The sequence below is a fragment of the Phaeobacter sp. JH20_26 genome (genome assembly GCF_048056275.1).
GTDB lineage: Bacteria > Pseudomonadota > Alphaproteobacteria > Rhodobacterales > Rhodobacteraceae > Phaeobacter > Phaeobacter bryozoorum.
In genome coordinates, this window is the sequence record NZ_JAYMWL010000013.1 from 1,503,152 (window position 1) to 1,521,843 (window position 18,692).

20 protein-coding genes and 1 riboswitch are annotated in these 18,692 nt (G+C 60.1%); of the genes, 8 read left to right on the forward strand and 12 right to left on the reverse strand.

Annotation, left to right across the window (positions count from 1 at the left end; genetic code table 11):
• Positions 1–213 precede the first annotated feature (213 nt).
• The 8 genes from metK to miaB all read right to left on the reverse strand — a co-directional run bounded on the left by metK (position 214) and on the right by miaB (position 8,131).
• Complete coding sequence (gene metK / locus VWY60_RS12930) at positions 214–1,395, reverse strand: methionine adenosyltransferase (RefSeq protein ID WP_340544431.1); 1,182 nt, start codon at positions 1,393–1,395, stop codon at positions 214–216.
• Positions 1,396–1,401: 6 nt separating this feature from the next.
• A riboswitch (SAM-SAH riboswitch) is annotated at positions 1,402–1,450 on the reverse strand.
• A 61-nt stretch (positions 1,451–1,511) separates the two neighbouring features.
• Positions 1,512–3,023, reverse strand: a complete 1,512-nt coding sequence (lnt, locus tag VWY60_RS12935) for an apolipoprotein N-acyltransferase (RefSeq protein WP_416540668.1) — start codon at positions 3,021–3,023, stop codon at positions 1,512–1,514.
• Positions 3,020–3,919 (reverse strand): hemolysin family protein, encoded by a 900-nt coding sequence (locus VWY60_RS12940; RefSeq protein ID WP_340544429.1) that lies wholly within the window; start codon positions 3,917–3,919, stop codon positions 3,020–3,022. Before VWY60_RS12940 ends, lnt begins: the two co-directional genes overlap by 4 nt.
• A gap of 5 nt (positions 3,920–3,924) precedes the next feature.
• Positions 3,925–4,455: an rRNA maturation RNase YbeY gene (ybeY, locus tag VWY60_RS12945; protein ID WP_340544428.1), complete on the reverse strand. Its 531-nt coding sequence runs from the start codon at positions 4,453–4,455 to the stop codon at positions 3,925–3,927.
• 127 nt (positions 4,456–4,582) lie between these two features.
• Positions 4,583–5,590, reverse strand: coding sequence for a PhoH family protein (locus tag VWY60_RS12950; protein ID WP_416540669.1), 1,008 nt, complete (start codon positions 5,588–5,590; stop codon positions 4,583–4,585).
• A gap of 153 nt (positions 5,591–5,743) precedes the next feature.
• Entirely contained in the window at positions 5,744–6,040 is a 297-nt protein-coding gene (locus VWY60_RS12955) for a hypothetical protein (RefSeq protein WP_340544426.1), read from the reverse strand.
• A gap of 11 nt (positions 6,041–6,051) precedes the next feature.
• Complete coding sequence (locus VWY60_RS12960) at positions 6,052–6,603, reverse strand: OmpA family protein (RefSeq protein WP_340544425.1); 552 nt, start codon at positions 6,601–6,603, stop codon at positions 6,052–6,054.
• A gap of 205 nt (positions 6,604–6,808) precedes the next feature.
• Positions 6,809–8,131 (reverse strand): tRNA (N6-isopentenyl adenosine(37)-C2)-methylthiotransferase MiaB, encoded by a 1,323-nt coding sequence (miaB, locus tag VWY60_RS12965; RefSeq protein WP_416536518.1) that lies wholly within the window; start codon positions 8,129–8,131, stop codon positions 6,809–6,811.
• 142 nt (positions 8,132–8,273) lie between these two features.
• On the opposite strand from miaB, the gene VWY60_RS12970 reads away from it, so the two are divergent.
• Positions 8,274–9,143 (forward strand): hypothetical protein, encoded by an 870-nt coding sequence (locus VWY60_RS12970; protein ID WP_416537246.1) that lies wholly within the window; start codon positions 8,274–8,276, stop codon positions 9,141–9,143.
• Between the two features lie 36 nt (positions 9,144–9,179).
• Here VWY60_RS12970 and VWY60_RS12975 read toward each other — a convergent pair whose 3' ends face one another.
• Positions 9,180–9,977: a phytanoyl-CoA dioxygenase family protein gene (locus VWY60_RS12975; protein ID WP_416537245.1), complete on the reverse strand. Its 798-nt coding sequence runs from the start codon at positions 9,975–9,977 to the stop codon at positions 9,180–9,182.
• 125 nt (positions 9,978–10,102) lie between these two features.
• On the opposite strand from VWY60_RS12975, the gene VWY60_RS12980 reads away from it, so the two are divergent.
• The gene (locus VWY60_RS12980; protein ID WP_416540670.1) at positions 10,103–11,002 is read left to right on the forward strand and encodes a LysR family transcriptional regulator; all 900 of its coding nucleotides are present in this window, start codon (positions 10,103–10,105) and stop codon (positions 11,000–11,002) included.
• Positions 11,003–11,037: 35 nt separating this feature from the next.
• Here the strand turns inward: VWY60_RS12980 and irrA are convergent, their stop codons facing one another.
• Positions 11,038–11,454: an iron response transcriptional regulator IrrA gene (gene irrA / locus VWY60_RS12985; protein WP_260099685.1), complete on the reverse strand. Its 417-nt coding sequence runs from the start codon at positions 11,452–11,454 to the stop codon at positions 11,038–11,040.
• 234 nt (positions 11,455–11,688) lie between these two features.
• Between irrA and fabA the strand changes: the two genes are divergently transcribed.
• From fabA to VWY60_RS13000, 3 genes are read left to right on the forward strand one after another with little or no spacing between them, the layout of a single operon-like run.
• A complete protein-coding gene (fabA, locus tag VWY60_RS12990) occupies positions 11,689–12,198 on the forward strand; it encodes a bifunctional 3-hydroxydecanoyl-ACP dehydratase/trans-2-decenoyl-ACP isomerase (RefSeq protein WP_340544418.1) in 510 nt (169 codons plus the stop codon).
• A 46-nt stretch (positions 12,199–12,244) separates the two neighbouring features.
• On the forward strand, positions 12,245–13,474 hold the full coding sequence (gene fabB, locus VWY60_RS12995) for a beta-ketoacyl-ACP synthase I (RefSeq protein ID WP_416536514.1): 1,230 nt from the start codon (positions 12,245–12,247) through the stop codon (positions 13,472–13,474).
• 6 nt (positions 13,475–13,480) lie between these two features.
• Complete coding sequence (locus VWY60_RS13000; RefSeq protein WP_340544415.1) at positions 13,481–14,272, forward strand: enoyl-ACP reductase FabI; 792 nt, start codon at positions 13,481–13,483, stop codon at positions 14,270–14,272.
• Between the two features lie 75 nt (positions 14,273–14,347).
• Here the strand turns inward: VWY60_RS13000 and VWY60_RS13005 are convergent, their stop codons facing one another.
• Both VWY60_RS13005 and VWY60_RS13010 read right to left on the reverse strand, forming a co-directional pair.
• The gene (locus VWY60_RS13005; RefSeq protein WP_416536513.1) at positions 14,348–15,421 is read right to left on the reverse strand and encodes an NAD(P)H-dependent flavin oxidoreductase; all 1,074 of its coding nucleotides are present in this window, start codon (positions 15,419–15,421) and stop codon (positions 14,348–14,350) included.
• A gap of 83 nt (positions 15,422–15,504) precedes the next feature.
• Positions 15,505–15,933: an FKBP-type peptidyl-prolyl cis-trans isomerase gene (locus VWY60_RS13010; RefSeq protein WP_340544413.1), complete on the reverse strand. Its 429-nt coding sequence runs from the start codon at positions 15,931–15,933 to the stop codon at positions 15,505–15,507.
• 198 nt (positions 15,934–16,131) lie between these two features.
• Here VWY60_RS13010 and VWY60_RS13015 point away from each other — a divergent pair, with 198 nt between their 5' ends.
• From VWY60_RS13015 to VWY60_RS13025, 3 genes are read left to right on the forward strand one after another with little or no spacing between them, the layout of a single operon-like run.
• Positions 16,132–16,818 carry a haloacid dehalogenase type II gene (locus VWY60_RS13015; RefSeq protein ID WP_416536512.1) on the forward strand — a complete coding sequence of 229 codons (687 nt, stop codon included), beginning with the start codon at positions 16,132–16,134 and terminating at the stop codon, positions 16,816–16,818.
• A 7-nt stretch (positions 16,819–16,825) separates the two neighbouring features.
• A complete protein-coding gene (locus tag VWY60_RS13020) occupies positions 16,826–17,698 on the forward strand; it encodes an alpha/beta fold hydrolase (RefSeq protein ID WP_416540806.1) in 873 nt (290 codons plus the stop codon).
• Positions 17,695–18,669: a threonine ammonia-lyase gene (locus VWY60_RS13025; protein WP_416540671.1), complete on the forward strand. Its 975-nt coding sequence runs from the start codon at positions 17,695–17,697 to the stop codon at positions 18,667–18,669. The genes VWY60_RS13020 and VWY60_RS13025 overlap by 4 nt, the downstream gene beginning before the upstream one ends.
• Positions 18,670–18,692 lie beyond the last annotated feature (23 nt).

The window sequence follows — 18,692 nt, forward strand, 5'->3', positions numbered from 1 at the left end:
CAGCCCTGGCAGGGGCGCGTTGAGAAAATAACAGAACATGACGAAGACAGGGCAAACGCAATTCCATGTAGATCCGGGTTCGCAGCTATATTGCCAGCAAAGCGCCCGATCTTCCACGTCTTTTGCCAAGGCCGTTATGAGCGGCTACGGCTGGATGAAAAAAAGGCGGGGACTTCCCCGCCTTTGTCGTTCTTGTCTTATCGCCTAATGGCGTCAGATCGCTTTTGTCAGCGCGTCGACCAGATCGGTGCGCTCCCAGCTGAACCCGCCATCTGTGTCAGGCTCACGGCCAAAATGCCCATAAGCCGCTGTTCGCTCGTAGATCGGTTTGTTCAAGCCGAGGTGATGACGAATGCCACGAGGCGTGAGGTCCATGATCTGATCAATGGCCGCCTCGATCCGGGCCGCATCAACATCGCCGGTGCCGTGGGTATCCGCATAGATCGACAGCGGCTTGGCCACGCCGATCGCATAGGACAACTGGATTGTACATTTATCGGCGAGGCCCGCAGCGACGACGTTCTTGGCCAGATAGCGCGCGGCATAGGCGGCCGAACGGTCGACCTTGGTCGGATCCTTGCCGGAAAACGCGCCGCCGCCATGAGGCGCCGCACCACCGTAGGTGTCCACGATAATCTTGCGACCGGTCAGCCCCGCATCCCCATCCGGTCCGCCGATGACGAATTTTCCCGTCGGGTTGACGTGCCATACCGTCTCATCCGTCAGCCAGCCATCCGGCAGGGTTTCGCGGATATAAGGCTCGACGATGGCACGGATATCGTTGGAGGTCAGCGTTTCATCGAGATGCTGTGTCGACAGAACCAAAGAGCTGACGCGTGTGGGTTTGCCGTTTTCATAGACCACCGACAGCTGCGATTTTGCGTCCGGGCCAAGCGTCGGCTCGGAGCCATTCTTGCGCACTTCCGCAAGTCGGCGCAGGATCGCATGGCTGTACTGGATCGGGGCCGGCATCAGCGCTGGGGTCTCATTCGTGGCAAAACCAAACATGATGCCTTGATCGCCGGCACCCTCTTCCTTGTCGGCGGCCGCATCAACACCCTGTGCGATATGGGCAGACTGCTCGTGCAGCAGATTGGTGATTTCGACGGTTTCGTGGTGAAACTTGTCCTGCTCGTAGCCGATGTCCTTGATACAGGCGCGGGCGATTTCGTCGATCCGGCCCATGTAGTCGTGCAGTTTGTCCTGATCCGACAAACCCACTTCCCCCCCGATCACCACGCGATTGGTGGTAGCAAAGGTTTCGGCCGCAACGCGGGCCTCAGGCTCTTCGCTCAGAAAGGCGTCAAGAACAGCGTCCGAGATACGGTCACAGACCTTATCCGGATGGCCCTCGGAAACCGATTCCGAGGTGAAGGTATAGTTCGTGCGGGTCATGAAAGGTGCTCCGTTGGGTTTAGCCTGCCACGCCAGGAAGCCGTTGTGGCAGTAATCGATCCGCAGTACGCGGGGAGACGTGTGTCGTCAATCTATAAAGCCGAGAGGTTAAGCAGCTATGACCCGCGCGCAACTGTGGTTCTGCGTCGCAGCGCCAACCCGCCGAGGAGGATGCAGCCGAGAAACACTGGCAGGTCACCGGTCCGCGAATAGAGCGTAGGCGGCAGCGGCGCAGGCAGGGCTGCGTCCAGATAGCCGGCCTCCCCCAAAGGCAGCGCATCCAGGACGCGGCCATGTGGATCAATCATTGCCGAGATGCCGGTATTGGCAACCCGCACCATGGGCAGCCCCTGCTCAATAGCACGCATCCGCGCCTGGACCAGATGCTGATACGGACCGGAATAGGTGCCAAACCAGGCATCATTGGTGATCTGAATCAGCAGATCAGCCCGGTCCGGTGCCCCGTTCACATCCTGTGGGAAAACCGCTTCGTAGCAGATCAGTGGCAGCGCTTTGCCGACCGGCAGATCCAACAGCCGCGGTCCCGGCCCCGGTGCGTAACCTGCCCCGGCCTGAGAGGCGAACCCATGGACGCCAAAACGCGCCATCAGATTGCCAGCTGGAATATACTCACCAAAGGGAACCAGATGCGCCTTGTCGTAGATCTGGCCAACGTTACCAGCGCCATCCAGTACGATTGCTGAATTGTAATAGCGGCCCTCTTCCCGGCGCTGAATGCCCAGCAGAACTGGGGTAGTTCCAGCCGCATCCGCAATCTCGCTCAACACGTCATCCGCATAATTCAGCATCAACGGAACGGCTGTTTCAGGCCAGACAATCAGATCGACGGGCTGTCCGCTGCGAGCTGGCGCGCGCGAATAGTCCAGCTGGCGATCAACAAACGACCAGCGCAGATCCGGGTGCCATTTCTCGTCCTGCGGCGCATTGGGCTGAACGAGACGAATAATCTTACCCGTCAGCATGGCAGAGGGCTGCTGCGGCATCAGCAGGATAGCCCCACCGACAAGCAGCATGGGCAGCAGCGCAACGACCGGACGACGCGATATCAGCCCTAGCGGTAAAGTCGCAACGAGGGTGAAGAAGGCTAGACCATGTGGCCCGATCCAGGGCAGCAGCCCTGCGGCAGGCGTATCAATCCAGAATTGCCCGAACGCTGCCCAGGGCAGCCCGGTGAGGACATAGGCCCGCGCAAACTCGGCAAGCGACAGCGCGGCAATCAGCAGGACGATCCGGTTGCCACCGCGCCTGAGCCGAACAGCCAAACCGAACGCCAGCGCCCAAAACAGCGCCAATCCGGCGGCAAGACCGACGACGGCAAAGGGCGCCATCCAGGCGTAGCGTTCTGCATCAATCTGAAACGGCTCGTAGATCCAGATCATGCCGACGGAAAAATAGGCCGTCCCCAGAAGCCAGCCGAAAAGTGCGCCCTGCCGGGAGGCCGAAAGCTGAAGCAGTTGATATCCCACTGCGCCCAGGCAGAACGGAGCCAGCCAGAGCATATGGAACGGTGCAAGCGCGAAGGCCAGAAGACCACCCGCAGCAACCGCCGTGACCAATGGCAGAATGACCGGCCGCAGCCCGACATACCGCCGGACCGCAGCAATCATCCCGAACAATCGGGCAACCGCACCCGCAGGCGTTTGATCCGGCGCGGGTCGGCATCCATAACCTCGAACTCAGGCCCGTCGGGATGCTGGATGACCTCACCCCGTGCAGGGACGCGTCCTGACAGCATGAAGACCAGACCGCCAAGGGAATCGATCTCCTCGCCGTCGACGTCATCGTGACTGGTCAGCGACCGACCGATTTCATTCTCGAACTCATCCAGCGGGGTACGTGCCTGCGCGACATAACAGCCCTGTTTCTCACGGAACCAGGTCTGATCTTCGCCCGCGTCATGCTCGTCCTCAATTTCGCCAACAACCTGCTCGATCAGGTCTTCGATGGTCAGCAAACCATCAACGCCGCCATATTCATCAATCACCAACGCCATGTGGCGGCGCTCTGCCTGCATTTTTGTCAGCAGAACGCCAATCGTCATGGACGGCGGGACAAACAGCAAAGGACGCACCATAGCGTCCAGCGCGAAATCGGCATCGGTGCCGTTGAAACCGTGCATCAGGGCAAAGTCCTTGAGGTGGACAAAGCCGATGGGTGTATCCAGCGTGCCCTCGTAGACGGGGATACGGGTAAAACCGCTTTCGCGGAAGACCTGAACAAGTTCGTCTTTCGGAGTCGAGGCTGGGATTGCCACGATTTCCGCTGCGGGAATGGCAACGTCCTCGACCCGCAAACGCCGCAGATTGATCATCCCGTGCGGCTGGTTCGCCAGGCGTGTTTCCGGTCCGGAATCCACGTCTTCCTCGCTTTCGGTCGGAGTAAAGGAGCTGAAAATACGCCCCAGAAACCCCGTCGATTGTCCAGCCGCTGCGGTGTCGCCAGCGCTGTCCTTGTTCTCCAGCGCGCCCTGCGCTGCGTTAGAACTTCCGTCTATATCGTCCATCGTTCCTATCCGATACGCCCGTGATTGGGGCTGTCATCCAATGTATATGGGTCATCGATACCCATTTTGCCAAGTATCTCCACCTCAAGACCTTCCATCAAAGTGGCGTCCGGGTCACGAATGTGATCGTAACCCAAAAGATGCAACACTCCGTGAACGATCAGATGACGCAAATGGTCGGCCAATGGCTTGCCAGCGGCCTCGGCCTCGCCTGCGCAGGTCTCATAGGCAATCGCAATGTCGCCGAGCGGTATTTCGCCGGTAAAATCCGCCTCGGGTCGCAGCGGATCACCCCCCGGTTCCTCGGCGGCAAGTTCCTCAGCTGGCCAGCTGAGCACATTTGTCGGCTTGGCCTTCTGACGGAACTCAGTGTTCAATTCCATGATCCGCGCATCATTGCAGGCCAGCAGGGATAGTTCGCAGTCTTCCGGATCGAGATTGAAATGCGACAGCACCGCATCAACGGCCTGCTCGGCATGCGCTGACAAGCCGATGTCCTGCCAGCGGGCGTCTTCAATGGAGATGTCGAGAGTCATAGTCCAGTCTCAATGCCAAGGCAGCCCGTTCCGACAGGTCCGGGAGGGCGTTTCTTGGGTGGTTTTCCATGAAGGCCCCAACCCAATATGAATTTGCATCCCCCTCGTTCAGCAACCGAAGGCTGGTTCAGACGGATTTCTCATCCGCCTCATAGGCCTCGATGATGGCCGCCACAAGCGGATGTCGCACCACGTCACGAGATGTGAAGTAGTTAAAGCTCACCTTGGGGATTTTGCTCAGCAGACGTTCCGCATCCGCCAGCCCCGACGCCACGCCGCGCGGCAGGTCAACTTGGCTGCGGTCGCCGGTGATGACCATGCGCGATCCCTCACCCAAACGTGTCAGGAACATCTTCATCTGCATGGTGGTGGCATTCTGCGCCTCATCCAGAACAACAAAAGCATTGGATAGCGTACGCCCCCGCATAAAGGCCAGCGGCGCGATCTCGATCTGTTTTTCTTCCAGCAGCTTCGCCAACTGTTTGCCGGGTAGGAAATCATTCAGCGCGTCATAGAGCGGCTGCATATAAGGATCGACCTTATCTTTCATGTCGCCGGGCAGATAGCCGAGCTTCTCGCCCGCCTCCACCGCAGGGCGGCTGAGGATGATCTTGTCGACATGCCCGGTAATGAACATGCTCACGCCAACAGCAACAGCAAGATAGGTTTTGCCGGTGCCAGCCGGACCGACCCCAAAGGCAAGCTCATGTTCGAAAAGCGACTGGACATAGGCTTTCTGAGCGTCGGTACGTGGCTCGACGAGTTTCTTACGCGTCTTGATCTCGACCTTGCCGCCCCGAAACATCTCCAGCTGGCTGCCGGGATTTTCCACCTGCTCCTGTCCCATCCGCAATTCACGATCAATATCGCCGGCCTCAACACTGCGGCCGGTTTCCAACCGGTCATATAGCGCTGCCAGAACCGCCGCGGCCTGATCGCGGGCGGCTTCTTCTCCCAGTACTGAGAGTTGATTGCCGCGCCGGACAATCTGAACACCAAGCGTCTGCTCGAGCGTCGCGAGATTGCGGTCGTATTCACCGCACAGATCAATCAGCAGTCGGTTATCAGGAAATTCGAGCAGCGCCTCATGTGAGGAATCCTGCTCATGCGATGGGGTCAAAGTGCCAATGGCCAATCCGGTCTCCTGTCTTTGACGTTGCTCTTTCAGTGTGCCTCTCCGGTCGCCCCTGCGCAAGCTACGCGTCGGCAATTTCACGCGATTGAAACAAAATGGCCGCCCGAAAAGGACGGCCAATAGGCAGTTGTTTGCAGTGGTAACGAAATCCCGTCAAATCGGGTCCTCGATGCTGGACCCGGATTTGAACGGACCAACCGCCGTATTCGGAGGGGCGACGCCGGAACAGACCGGGCGGCCATCCGGCGCCAGCCGTTGCGACAGGTAACCTTCGACCCCGTCGTCAATGATCCAATGATCGCAGCCGGTCGGATCAACCCAAATCCCCGCCTTCAGCTGAGACAGATCCTTGCTGTCAAAACCACGATCCACGGTTTTGTCGACCTTGTCGCCACAGGCAGACAGACCGATCGCCAAGGACGCAAGAAGCGCTGTTCTGGTGAATGACATAACGATGCTCCTCAGCGCAGGCAGATAATTTCGACGCGACGGTTCTGCGCCATATTCACGGCCGAGTCGTTCGGCACGCGCGGATCACGCTCGCCATAGCCCCGCGCCTCAAGGATGCGGGCGCCAACCGATTGGCCGACTTTTGCGACCGCATCGGCACGGCGCTGAGACAGCCGCATGTTATATTCATCTGATGCGCGACTGTCGGTATGGCCCGTGATGATGAAGGATCGGGCATTCGCGGACTGGAAAAACTCGCGCAGGCGCTGTTGCCCGGCGGCGCTGATGTGATGCCTGTTGGTGGCAAAGAACTGATCGCTGGGCATCACGCCGCAGATATTGCCCCGACGGCAAACCGGTTTCCCGTCTCGCGTGACATGGGGTGTCATAAAGCCTTCGGCGCCATCGTCCATCACCCAATGCTCGCAACCGTCGGGATCAACCCAGATGGTTGGAATATAGCTTTGACCGATCACACCGGCGTCCTGCGCCAGCAAAGCGCCCACATTCAAGCCGACAGTCGCGACAACGGTGGCCACGAGTCCGCAGAGTTGTTTCCTCATTGGTTTCAACACACCCAATATCCCCCTTACACCAGTCATTCGCAGGCGTCATTCTTGCGGCCACGCAGGCTTTGTGCCGGCCGTTACCGTGATATTCGCAGGTATAGAACGCAAATTGCAATCATTTGCTTAAGGAAATCAGAAGTTTCACGACGCCATGTCGCGCTGGGGGCGCTATCGGCTGCGCGACCGCCCCCGCCCATGATCAATCGATCAGAGCGCCCGCCAGTGAGTTGGCCCCAGAGGACAGGATCCGCACGCGGGCAAGATCACCGATGGCGCGATCACAATCCGCAACATGCACCGCATGCAGGTAATCGGATTTGCCAACCATCTGGCCCGCGAAGCGGCCCGCCTTTTCGAACAGAACACCAACCTCGCGGCCAACCATGCTGTCCTGAACCTCGCGCTGTTGCTTGGTCAGCAGGGCCTGCAGGCGCTGAAGCCGGTCGTCAGCCGCAGCCGGGTCAACCTGGGGACGCTCGGCCGCCGGGGTGCCAGGCCGGGTGGAGTATTTGAAGGAATAGGCGGTGCCGTATTTCACCTCTTCCACCAGGTCCATGGTGGCCTGGAAATCTTCTTCGGTTTCTTCCGGGAAGCCAACAATGAAGTCGCCTGAGATCAGAATGTCTGGGCGCGCGGCGCGGATCCGCTCGATCAGGCGGATATAGCTCTCGGCGGTATGTGCGCGGTTCATCCGCTTGAGGATCTTGTCGGAACCCGCCTGTACCGGCAGGTGCAGATAGGGCATCAGCTTGGCACAGGTGCCATGCGCCTCGATCAGGTCGTCCTGCATGTCATTGGGGTGCGAGGTGGTGAAGCGAATGCGCTCCAGCCCGTCGATCTTGTCCAGCTCCCAGATAAGCTGGGCCAGGGTCAGGTCGCCGTTGGCGCCAGCACCGTGATAAGCGTTCACGTTCTGGCCGAGGAGCGTGATTTCGCGCACGCCACGCTCCACCAATTCCTGAGCCTCGCGCAGGATACGGTCCGCCGGGCGCGACACTTCGGCGCCGCGGGTGTAGGGCACCACGCAGAAGGCGCAGAACTTGTCGCAGCCCTCCTGCACGGTCAGAAACGCCGTCGGGCCGCGCTTGGCTTTGGGGCGGTTCTTCAGCTTCTCGAATTTGTCTTCCTCGGGGAAATCGGTGTCCAGCACCTTCTCCCCCTTGCGGGCCTTCGCTTCCATCTCCGGCAGCCGGTGATAACTCTGCGGGCCGACCACCAGATCGACCAGCGGCTGGCGGCGCATGATCTCCTCGCCCTCGGCCTGGGCGACGCAGCCCGCGACGCCAATCTTCAGGTCCGGCTTCTGCGCTTTCAGCCCCTTGAAGCGCCCCAGTTCGGAATAGACCTTCTCCGCCGCCTTTTCCCGGATGTGGCAGGTGTTCAGCAGGATCATGTCGGCGTCATCCGGCGATTTGGTTTCAACGTAACCTTCGCCGCCCAGCGCCTCGGCCATGCGTTCACTGTCATAGACATTCATCTGACAGCCATAGGTCTTGATAAACAGCTTCTTCGGGGCGCTCATGGGGACAACCTTTTCACCGGAGGGTCGCAACAGCGGCGTGGCATAGCCGGAAACGGCTCTGCTTGCAATGGCGCGCGGATTACCCGACTTTAGCAGCAATCGCCAGACAGGGAAGTCGGCAGAGAACAGCAGGCAATCAGATATGATGCATTCATCACTCGAAGGGTTTCTTGGCGCCGGGGACAAGATCCTGACAACAGGGCCCGTCGCTCTGATCTTTGTCGAGGATAAGGTGGAGATTGCGACCACCCTGCGCCACCATCTTGATCTCGCCTTTACAACCGTTGTGGCCTTTATGCCGGACGCTTTCGACATCCCCTACGATCTGGAGACGCGCATCCACCGTGTGCCGTTTGACTGTAGCGCGCGTGAAGCGGTGATTGAGGCCATCAACAAGGTGATCGCGAGAGCCGCACCGGGTTGCTGGCTCTATTACTGCTATAATGCAGAGTACCTGTTCTACCCCTTCTGTGAGAGCCGCAATGTTGTCGAACTCTTGGGGTTTCATGGCGAAGAGCGGCGCTCGGCCATGCTGACCTATGTCATTGATCTTTATGCCGCCGATCTGGACGCAGCACCAAACGGCGTATCGCTGGAAACCGCGCATCTGGATAAATCCGGCTACTATGCACAGGCCCGCATTGATCCACAGACCGGCCATCCGCTTGATCGCCAGCTGGATTTCTACGGCGGCATACGCTGGCGCTATGAAGAACATATCCCCGCAGCAAGCCGAAAGATCGACCGGATTTCGCTGTTCCGTGCAAAACCGGAACTACGGCTGTTTGAGGATCACCGGTTCAACGAACCGGAGTACAACACCTACGCCTGCCCCTGGCACCACAATCTGACCGCCGCGATTTGCTCTTTTCGCACCGCAAAGGCGTTGAAACGCAACCCCGGATCCTCCTTTGAGATCGACAGTTTTCGATGGCACAACTCGGCACCCTTTGACTGGCATTCTCGTCAGCTGCTTGATCTGGGCCTGATGGAGCCGGGACAGTGGTTCTAGGGTCCGAGCGCCAATGCAGCGCGACCCTGTCATAGCTTAGCGCTGCAATAGAACGGGAAACCAATCCTCGCGGAGGGTCTGACCCGACACCATGTCATGGCCCGGATAGGGCGGCGAGGTTGGGCCAGGGCGTTCAATATAGCGTGCGTCCTCCCCGACCAGACGCAACGAAAAGGCGCGGCGACGGGTTTCGCTGGTATTGGCGCGGGCGCCGTGCAGCGTCCGGTAATTAAAGGCGACGGCGTCACCTGGCTGCATCTCCCACTCCAGGATTGTCATGCCTTCGGCATCGGGATCCGGCACCGGCATGTACTGCCCCTCATCGGCAAAGAAGCCCTCCTCGGAGACCCAGCGCGTTGGCAACACCTCCCTCTCCCAGCGGTGCGAGCCTGCAACGCATCGCAGCGAGGCGTTCGTGACAGGATCGAGCGGCGACCAGAAGCTGATGGTCTGCTGCCCTTCGACGAAATAATAAGGCCCATCCTGATGCCAGGGCGTCGCCATGGAGGTGCCCGGCTCTTTCACCAGCACGTGGTCGTGGAACATCTGCACCCGTTTGGACTGCATCAGATCTGCGGCCACCTCCGCCACGGGCGATTGTTCGATTGCCTGCTGAAACTGAGGGATCCGGGTCCAATTGCAATAGTCATCAAAGAACCGCCCGGTCTGCCCGGGTTTTTCATTGTTGGAAGCATAAGGGCCGGGCTGCGCCATATTCGCCTCGACGCCGTCGCGCAGAATATCGACCTGATCGACGAAGAGACCGCGGATCAACACAACGCCATCGCGTTGGAAATCGTCAATATGGTCTCGGGTGATGAGGGGATGGGGCATCGATCAATCCTTGGTATCGGGAGTACTGGTGACAGCATCTGGTTGCAGTCACCCGTTTCGGGCCGATGTTGCACCCGGCGGGGCGGCGTGCTCAAATAATATCTTAGTATGCAGAAAATAAACTGATGTTATACCTAACTCTACGCCACTACGAATATGTCTGCGCGATCGCTCAGCACGGCAGCCTGTCGGCGGCGGCTGCCGCCGTGCATGTCAGCCAGCCCGCGTTGTCCACAGCGCTTGCCCGGATTGAAGCGCAGCTGGGAGAGCCCCTGTTCCTGAGGCGTCGCGGGGCCGGCATGATCCTGACCCCACAAGGCCGCAGGTTCGCAGACCGTGCGCAAGCGCTCCTGGATCAGGCCGCGCGGCTGGAACGTCGGGGCGCAGATCAAACCGACGGCCAGCAGCTGACCTTGGGATGTTTTACCGATCTGGCTCCCTTTCTGTTGGCCCCAGCGCTGCAGCGCCTTCGGATCGGCTTGCCCGGTGTGGCCATCCGCTACAGGACGGATCACTTTAAACCGCTGCTGGCCTCGATGACCGCCGGGAATATCGACTTGGCGATCAGCTATGACCTGGGCGTGGATGCAAGCTTCGTCCGGCAGGAGGTGTTGCGGCGCGGCCCCGTAGCGCTGATGCCCAATGGTCACCCGCTGGCAGATCGTGACCTCCTGTCCTTGGCCGATCTGGCCGAACAGCCCCTGATTCTGTCCGAAGAAGGATTGTCCGTGCGCCACATGCTTGGGCTGTTCAAATCCATTGGCGCGCTGCCCCGAATTGCCCACCGGGCGGCATCGGTCGAGCTGCTGCGCAGCCTGGCCGCCCATGGCGAAGGGATCGGCATCACCTACAGCAGGCCCCCCGATTTACGCTCCTACGATGGCAAGCCACTGGTCGCGATACCCATCAGCGACACATCGGCAGAGGAGCCCTTGGTCCTGATCAGCCACAGCCCGCCGTCAAAAGGCAGCGTGATAGAGACCGCGCAGCAGATTCTGGCGAAAACGGTTACGGAAATACTCTAGCACGCACATGAGCGCAGCGCCCGGCGTTCCTACGATCAGACCTTGCGCAGTCGGATCACAACGTCGACGGACGCGATTTCAACGCCCTGCGGCGCCGCGGGCAGGCTCTTGATCACCAGCTGATCGGATGGCGCATCCGACAGACGCCCCTCGTCTTCCCAGTAAAAATGGGGGTGGTCGTGCGTATTGGTGTCAAAATAGCTTTTGGACCCATCGACTGTGATTTCCTGCAAGACGCCAGCATCGCAAAAGGCGCGCAACGTGTTGTAGACCGTCGCCAGTGAAACAGCTGCACCCTTGTCCTTTGCCGCGTCAAACAGGCTCTCGGCGGTCACATGGCGATGCTTGCCGTCGCCCACCAACAACTCTGCCAGCGCCACCCGCTGACGGGTCGGGCGCAATCCGGCTGTTTCCAGCCAGTTGGTAGCGATATCTGCTGGTGTTGGCGTCATGTAGCGGTCCTGCATAGCGTTGCTGGCCGCATTTATAGGCCGAAAGGGTCCTTGCATTCAATTCAATTTGCGTAGCTCCGATCTGTATCTGTAGACTGTCACAGTTGAAAAACCTGAAGGCCACAGGCTGAATGCTGGTGTGCCCTCGGCACCCGGAACCCTTGCAGGAGAGTCGAAACGGGTGCTACAGGGAGCCAGATACACGATCATAACATAGGCAGGAGAAGCGCCAGCATGGCCGATTACCCCAGCAGCTTTGACAAAGACGATTTGCTGAAATGCGCCAGAGGCGAGCTGTTCGGCCCTGGCAACGCACAGCTGCCCGCCCCTCCCATGTTGATGATGGATCGCATCACCGATGTGTCGGCCGATGGCGGCGCCCACGGCAAGGGTCACATTACGGCCGAGTTCGATATCACGCCTGACCTGTGGTTCTTTGACTGTCATTTCCCCGGCAACCCGATCATGCCCGGATGTCTGGGTCTTGACGGCCTCTGGCAGCTCACCGGCTTCAACCTGGGCTGGCGTGGCTGGCAGGGTCGCGGCTATGCGCTGGGTGTAGGCGAGGTGAAACTGACTGGAATGGTGCGACCCGACCGCAAGATGCTGACCTATAAGATCGATTTCACCAAAGCTATCCAGACCCGTCGCCTGACCATGGGGGTTGCCGACGGCATCGTGGAAGCCGATGGTGAAGTTATCTACCAGGTCAAGGACATGAAGGTGGCCCTCTCCGAGAGCTGATCCGCAGCTCTCCCCGCCCCTTGAACAAGAAATAGGAGTACGCATCATGCGTCGCGTCGTCGTCACCGGTCTGGGCATCGTCTCGTCCATCGGGAACAATGCCGAAGAGGTTCTTGCCTCTCTCAAAGCAGGAAAATCTGGCATCGAGGCCAGCCCCGAAATGGTCGAGCATGGCTTTCGCAGCCAAATTGCGGGAACGCTCAAGCTGAATGTTGCTGACCATGTCGACAAGCGTACCCTGCGTTTTATGGGGGCTGGCGCGGCCTATGCCCATATCGCGATGAGCCAGGCAATTGCCGATGCCGGCCTCTCCGAAGAGCAAGTGGTGAATGAGCGGACCGGTCTGGTGGCCGGTTCGGGCGGGCCGTCCACATCGGCCATGCTGGCAGCCCATCAGACCGTGCTGAAAACCGGGGCCACGAAGCGGATCGGGCCGTTTGCCGTTCCCAAGTGCATGTCTTCCACGATCTCGGCAAATCTGGCCACAGCCTTCAAAATCAAAGGTATCAACTACTCGATCACCTCGGCCTGCTCGACCTCGCTGCACTGTATCGGCAATGCGGCTGAGCAGATCATGATGGGTAAGCAGGATGTGATGTTCGCCGGTGGTGGCGAGGAACTGGACTGGACCCTGTCGTGCCTGTTCGATGCGATGGGCGCGATGTCGTCCAAATACAACGACACGCCGGAGAAAGCCTCCCGCGCGTTTGATCAGGACCGTGACGGTTTCGTGATCTCTGGTGGCGGCGGTATCGTCGTGCTGGAGGATCTGGATCACGCCCTGGCGCGCGGTGCCAAGATCTACGCCGAAGTGACCGGCTTTGCCGCCACCTCCGATGGCCACGATATGGTCGCCCCCTCCGGCGAAGGCGGCGAGCGCGCCATGCGTCTGGCCCTGCAATCCCTGCCGGACGGCCGCAAGGTGGACTATATCAACGCCCACGGCACCTCGACCCCGGTCGGCGACGTCGGCGAGATCGAAGCGGCCCGCCGGGTTTTCGGCGCGGGCAACGTGCCGCCGATTTCTTCGACCAAATCAATGACCGGTCATGCGCAGGGCGCGGCGGGCGCACTGGAGGCGATCTTCTGCCTTCTGATGCTGGACAATGACTTCATCACGCCGTCGATCAACGTCGACACGCTTGCCGAGGGCATCGAGCCGGGAGAGGTCGCAACCCAGCTGGTGGAAAACGCGGGCCTTGACAGCGTAATGACCAACAGCTTCGGCTTTGGCGGCACCAATGGCTCAATGGTATTGAGCAAATACAAAGGATAACGGCGGATGTCAGGAGTATTGACGGGCAAACGTGGCCTGATCATGGGGGTCGCAAACGACCGTTCGATCGCTTGGGGCATCGCCAAGGCCATGGCCGATGCGGGGGCCGAACTGGCATTCACCTATCAGGGTGAAGCCTTTGGTAAACGGTTGGAACCGCTGGCCCAGAGCGTTGGCAGCGACTTTATGGTCGATGTGGACGTCACCGATGATGCGTCGCTCGACACCGCGTTCGAGCAATTGGCGGCACGCTGGGACAGTGTCGACTTCGTGGTGCACGCCATCGCCTATTCGGACAAGACCGAGCTGACCGGACGCTTCCTCGACACCAGCCGCGAGAACTTCAAGAATTCGATGGATATCTCCGCCTATTCCTTTGTCGAGGTGGCGCGCCGCGCCTACCCGCTGATGAAGGCCAATGGCGGCACGTTGCTGACCCTGACCTACCAGGGATCGAACCGAGTGGTGCCCAACTACAACGTGATGGGTGTCGCAAAGGCGGCATTGGAAAGCGCCACGCGTTACCTGGCCAATGATCTCGGCCCCGAAGGCATCCGTGTGAACGCCATCTCCCCTGGCCCGATGAAAACCCTGGCAGGGGCCGCCATCGGTGGTGCCCGCAAGACGTTTAAACATACGGCGCAGAACGCCCCATTGCGCGATAACGCCACGTTGGAAGCGGTTGGTGGTACAGCCGTCTATCTCGCCTCCGACGCAGGGGCCTGCACGACGGGCGAGATCATCCGCGTCGACGGTGGTTTTCATGTCCTTGGCATGCCGCAGCAGGACAATCTCTGACCTGCTGCCAATCCCTGTCACAAGAACCAAGGGCACCCAGCGGGTGCCCTTTCTTGTTGCTGTCTCCGCTTGACATCACTGTTCCGCAGCCAGTTCTGAAAGAAGCTGCTGCATGAGATCAGCCGCAGGCATAGCACGAACTCCGGCAGCGCCCTGTCCGGCCCATTGCGCGCCATATCCGGGCTCGCCAGCCTGCTTCGCCGCAGTGTTCAGGGCTTTCCCGGCATCATAGGCAATGGGGTAATCCGGAATGATCGTCGGATCGAGCTTCTGCGCAAGGTCGGTGAAACGGTTTCTCAGACAGCGGGCCGGGCGACCTGAAATTACCGTCGTCATCTCTGTTTTCGGATCCGCGGCCAGCAAGGCGGCCCGATAGCCCGCATCGGCACTGCTCTCGGGACAGGCGATGAACGCGGTGCCCAACTGCGCAGCAGCGGCACCTGCTACCAGCGCCTTTGCAATATCGGCACCGGTCATCAACCCGCCTGCGGCAATCACCGGCAGGTTCAGGTTGGTAACCAGTTCACGGACCAGTTCAAGAGTTCCAAGCCTGGGATCCGCGCCGCGCGGATCAAAGATACCCCTATGGCCTCCGGCCTCCCACCCCTGTGCAACAATGGCGTCGATCCCGGCGCTCGCCAACACAGCAGCCTCGGCAAGTGAGGTTGCTGTGGCCAGCAAGATGATGCCGGCTGACTTCAGAGCCGAGATCACCCCCTGCGGCGGCAAACCGAAGTGGAAGCTGACAACTGCCGGGCGCTGCGCAATCAGCATCTCCTGCATATCGGTATCAACGCAGAAGCTGGTGTAGATTTCGCGCAGCGCCTCCGGCGGCGCCGTATTGTAGCTGTGAAACACCGGTGCCAAGGCGCTGAGCCAGGCCGCCTCGCGGGAGGAATCCTCAAGCGCTGGCCGGTGGCAGAACACATTGACGTTAAAGGGTCGGCCAGTCAGTGCCACCGTTTGACGCAGCATCTCCTCAGCCTGGTCGATGCTTGCCGCTCCGATACCCAGGGCGCCCAGCCCACCGGCATTGCTGACAGCCGCCGCCATCTGGGGCGTGCTGACGCCGGCCATGGGAGACTGGAGAATCGGCACGGATATACCCAGAAGTTCCATCAATGCGGCTGACGTAGAAATATCAGTCATTCCGTCCTCTTTCACCACGGCATATCCCGCTGCAAAAGAGCCGGTTTGACGAGGCGGCGCAAGAGGCACCGCCTCAGATGCGATCAGTTGATCGAGACCAGCTCGATATCAAAGATCAGGTCTTTGCCTGCCAGGGGATGATTGGCGTCAAGGGTCACAGTCGCCTCGCTCACCTCAACCACGGTCACCGGCAGCACTTCGCCCGTCGGAGCCTGCATCTGCAATTGTGTTCCAACCTCAAGCGGGATGTCATCAGGGATCCCTTCACGCGGAATGCTCTGCCGCGCCTCGTCATGGCTGGGGCCATAGGCCTGATCCGCGGGAATGTTGAGCGTTTTCGTCTCGCCTGCGGCCATGCCGAGCAGACCGGCGTCCATACCCTCGATAACCTGACCAGAGCCGACGGTGAACTCAAGCGGCTCGCGCCCTTCAGAGCTGTCAAAGACACTGCCGTCTGTCAGCTTGCCTGTGTAGTGGATGCGTACGGTATCGCCGCTTTTTACCTCGGTCATGGGACCTCCAGTTGCTTTCACGTTACAAAGGCGCGCACAGTATAGGACACCACCGTGATGTAAACCCGATGATCCGAAGCAGCCCCGGTCGCACCGTTCCCGGGCGTCCGCAGAGCGGCGGGAAATGATTGTGGCTGGAATTTGCGCCCCGTTTGCGCCTAGGCTGGGACAACCGCAGGACATCGAACCGGAGGCCCCATGGCAATCAGCACCTGTATCTTTGATGCCTATGGCACATTGTTCGATGTGACAGCGGCCGCACGGCAAGCTGCAGGTGAGCCGGAGTTTCCGCATCTGATCGACCATTGGGCAGAGCTGGCCAACCACTGGCGGCTGAAGCAGCTACAATACACTTGGCTGCGTGTAATCACAAACTCACATGCCGATTTCTGGCAGGTCACACAGGACGGGTTGGATTGGGCCATGGAGGCCACCGGCCTGAGCGGTGACCCGCAGCTGCGAAAGCGCCTGCTGGATCTCTACTGGCAGCTTCAGGCCTATGATGAGGTTCCGCAGATGCTGCGCGCCCTCAAGACTGCGGGCCTGCAGACCGCAATCCTCTCCAACGGATCACCCGAGATGCTGGACGGAGCCGTTCAATCCGCAGGGGTCGGCGACCTGCTGGACGATGTGCTCTCTGTCGAAAGCGTTGGTGTCTTTAAACCGGACCCGCAGGTCTATGACCTTGTCGGCAAACGCTTTGGCTGCCAGCGCGATGAAGTGCTTTTCGTGTCCTCCAACGGCTGGGACGCTGCCGGTGCGGCGGGATACGGGTTTACTACGGCTTGGGTGAACCGAAGTGGTGAACCTATGGATCGCCTGCCGTGGAGGCCGCATCACGTGCTGAGGAATCTGGCCAGTATCCCTGACCTGGCGGGGGGATAAACCCGTGCTGAACACGCCACGCGCACTCTCATATTTTACCAGCTCTGACGGGCTGGAGCTGGCCTATGACGATCCAGACTTCGGCCCCCAGACAACAGCCATTTCCCGCCCACCCCTATTGTGCCTGGCAGGGCTCACACGCGACGGGCAGGACTTTCGCTACCTGCGGCCGCATATTCATGGCCATCGCCTGATCACCCTGGACGCCCGGGGTCGGGGCCGGTCTCAATATGCAGACGATATCCATAGCTATTCGGTCCCGCGCGAGGCGCAGGATGTGATCGAGCTGCTGGACCATCTGGGCATTGATCGCGTGACGCTGCTCGGCACCTCGCGCGGCGGGTTGGTGGCGATGGCACTGGCCGCTCTACACAAGGAGCGATTGGCCGGTGTCATCCTGAACGATGTCGGGCCAGAAATTCCGGCAGATGGGATCACCCGGATTATGGCCTATGTCGGATATCGTCCGGCAGCCAAAACCCACGAAGAAGCCGCCTCGGCGCTTGCGACCCATATGGCGCCAGCGTTTCCCGATGTGCCGATGACACGCTGGCGCGAAGAAGCCGAGGTTTTTTACACGCAGACCCGGACGGGTTTGGCGCTGCGCTATGACGCCCGGTTGCGTGAAGCTCTCTTGGCGCAGGCTGCAGCGGGGCCAGCGCCGGATCTCTGGCCATTGTTTCAATCACTTGAAGGTCTGCCCTGCGGCGTGATCCGAGGCGCGAACTCCGACATTCTGACGGCTGAGACCTACGAGAACATGCAGCGCCGTCTGCCGGACCTGATCGCCATGGAAGTGCAGGATCGCGGCCATGTCCCGTTTCTGGACGAACCCAAAGCACTTGCCCTTATCCACCGAATTCTCGAGGTCGCCCAATGACATCCTTTGCCGCAATCAGTGCCGCTGCGGAGCGCCTGCGGGGCCACGCCCGCGAAACGCCGTTGCTCTCCTCCCCCTTTCTGGACGACATCGCGGGTCGCCGGGTACTGGTCAAGGCCGAGTGCCTGCAACATACCGGATCGTTCAAGTTCCGGGGGGGCTGGGCCGCGCTGTCTGCGCTCAGCCAGGATCAGCGCAAGAAAGGCGTGCTTGCTTATTCAAGTGGCAATCATGCGCAGGGTGTGGCCGCAGCGGCGGCCGCCCATGGCACACCCGCCGTGATCCTGATGCCGCAGGACGCCCCAAGAATTAAGATCGCCAACACCCGTGCGCTCGGCGCAGAGGTGGTGCTGTTCAACCGCGCCACCGATAATCGTGATGCCATTGGGGCAGAGCTGGCAGAGACTCGCGGCCTCACCCTGATCAAGCCCTACGACGACGACGACGTCATCGCCGGTCAGGGCACGGTTGGTCTGGAAATCGCCCGACAGGCTGCTGAACAAGACGTGACCGAGGCGGATGTTCTGGTCTGCTGCGGCGGTGGTGGTTTGACTTCGGGTGTTGCCCTGGCGCTGGAACACGCTGCGCCAAAAATGCGGGTTCGCCCCTGTGAACCGCAGGGGTTCGATGACGTTTCCAGGTCACTGGCCGCCGGGCGGATCTGTCGCAATGAGACCACGGCCGGCTCACTCTGTGACGCTATTCTCACGCCTGCACCCGGCGAAATCACCTTCCCGATCCTGGCACGGCTCTGCGGTTCCGGAATTGCTGTCAGCGAAGACGAGGCCATGCACGCCATGGCGCTGGCCTATTCGAGGCTCAAAATCGTGCTGGAGCCTGGCGGTGCTGTCTCGCTGGCGGCAGCATTGTTTCACGCAGACCACCTCAACGGATCGAGCGCGATTGCCATTGCGACCGGTGGTAATGTCGACCCCGCCATTTTTGCCGAAGCGCTACAAAAGTTCGGATAGGCTTCACACTCGCACCGGTCGAT